This window comes from Parabacteroides faecis, from assembly GCF_014647375.1.
Lineage (GTDB): Bacteria > Bacteroidota > Bacteroidia > Bacteroidales > Tannerellaceae > Parabacteroides > Parabacteroides faecis.
Genome location: NZ_BMPB01000028.1, coordinates 1 through 1,958 on the forward strand (window position 1 = coordinate 1; position 1,958 = coordinate 1,958).

The window sequence follows — 1,958 nt, forward strand, 5'->3', positions numbered from 1 at the left end:
GTAACGGAGCCACCATAGTAGTCCGAGCAAGGGAAAGCCTTGTACATGGCGAAGGGTGGCAGCTAACATTTTAATATTATTAACGGATAATGTGTGAGACATTATGAGAAATCCAGAAAGAGTATTAAACAGTCTAACAGAACACAGTAATGACGCTTTGTACAAATACGACCGTCTGTACCGAATTCTGTTCAACGAAGAGATGTTTTATGTTGCTTATCAACGCATTTATGCAAAACAAGGCAACATGACAGCAGGCTCAGATGGTAAAACCATTGACGAAATGAGCCTATCTCGTATTGAGCAACTGATAACCTCATTGAAAGATGAAAGTTATCAGCCCCAACCATCGAGAAGAGTGTATATTCCTAAGAAAAATGGAAAAATGCGCCCTCTCGGAGTACCAACATTTAACGATAAACTTGTGCAAGAGGTAGTAAGGATGATATTAGAAGCAATTTATGAGGGAAGTTTTGAACACTCCTCACATGGTTTTCGTCCTAACCGAAGTTGCCACACGGCTTTAGCTTATATAAAAAGAGCATTTAATGGAGCCAAATGGTTTATCGAAGGCGATATAAAAGGATTCTTCGACAACATCAACCATGATGTGTTGATTAATGTACTTAAAGAACGCATCGCAGATGAGCGTTTTCTAAGACTAATCCGAAAATTTGCTAATGCTGGGTATATCGAAGATTGGAAATTCCATAAGACTTACAGCGGAACGCCGCAAGGAGGTATCATCAGTCCAATACTGGCGAACATATACCTCGACAAGCTCGACAAATACATGGAAGAGTACATAATAAACTTCGATTGTGGAAAAGGGCGCAAACGGAATCTCGAATGCAGACGATTAGAAAGTAAGAAACGCAAAACTGTGAAACACCTAAGATCTGTAGAAGATGAATCCGAAAGGATTGAGCTTATGGAGCAGATTAAAACTATTAGCAAACAAATATTCCAGATACCATACGGCAACGAGATGGATACGAATTACAAGCGAATGAAATATGTCAGGTATGCCGATGATTTCATTATAGGTATTATCGGAAGTAAGGATGAGGCAAGAAAAATCAAAGAAGATATTGCAAAATATCTCCAAGAAAAGCTCAAATTGGAACTATCAGAGGATAAAACACTGATAACCCACTCTGAGAAACCTGCCCTGTTCCTCGGCTATGAAGTCGCTGTATGGAAATCCAACTTTATTAAGCGTAACGCTGCTGGAAATTTGAGTAGGACGGTAAACAAAATTGTACGGTTAGGAATTCCTAAAAATATGATTAAGCATAAGCTACTTGAGTATGATGCTGTCGAACTGAAAAATCACGATGGTGTCGAAAGGTGGAAACCAAAAGCGAGATCAATACTAATCGACAACGAAAGCCTTGAAATCTTATATCGCTACAATGCGGAGATTAGAGGAATTTACAACTACTACGCACTTGCTAATAACTGCTCAACTCTAAACAGCTTTAAGTACATAATGGAATACAGCATGTACAAAACTTTTGCATGGAAGTATCGAACTTCCGTCAAGAAACTTTGCACGAAGTATAAAAAGGATGGTATTTTCACCATATCCTATACCGACAGCAAAGGGAGAAATAAGCAAGCAACTTTCTACAACAAAGGTTTTAGGAAAAGAATTCCAGATGTTGAATCTAAGTATGACAATCTTCCATTCGTAGCTTTCGGTCTGAGCTATACAAGTTTAACCGATAGGCTTAAAGAGAGGAAGTGCGAACTCTGCGGGGCAACTGAGGATATGGAAATGCATCATATCCGCAAACTCAAAGACCTAAAGGGGAAAGCAGATTGGCAAAAAGTTATGATTGCTCGTCAGAGAAAGACCATAGCAGTATGCCGACCATGTCATATGAAAATACACTACGGATAATGACTGATATGTTAGTGGAAAGCCGGATACGCGGAGACGTGTACGTCCGGTT

At 39.4% G+C, this 1,958-nt stretch carries 1 protein-coding gene; it reads left to right on the forward strand.

The window, feature by feature from the left end; translation table 11 throughout:
- Nucleotides 1-103: 103 nt before the first annotated feature.
- Nucleotides 104-1,906 carry a reverse transcriptase domain-containing protein gene (locus IEY67_RS25075; RefSeq protein ID WP_129732729.1) on the forward strand — a complete coding sequence of 601 codons (1,803 nt, stop codon included), beginning with the start codon at nt 104-106 and terminating at the stop codon, nt 1,904-1,906.
- The last annotated feature ends 52 nt before the right edge of the window (nt 1,907-1,958 follow it).

What these genes read in the sequence shown, in the direction of transcription:
- IEY67_RS25075 (WP_129732729.1), top strand. Translation starts at nt 104, where the DNA reads ATGAGAAATCCAGAAAGAGTATTAAACAGTCTAACAGAACACAGTAAT.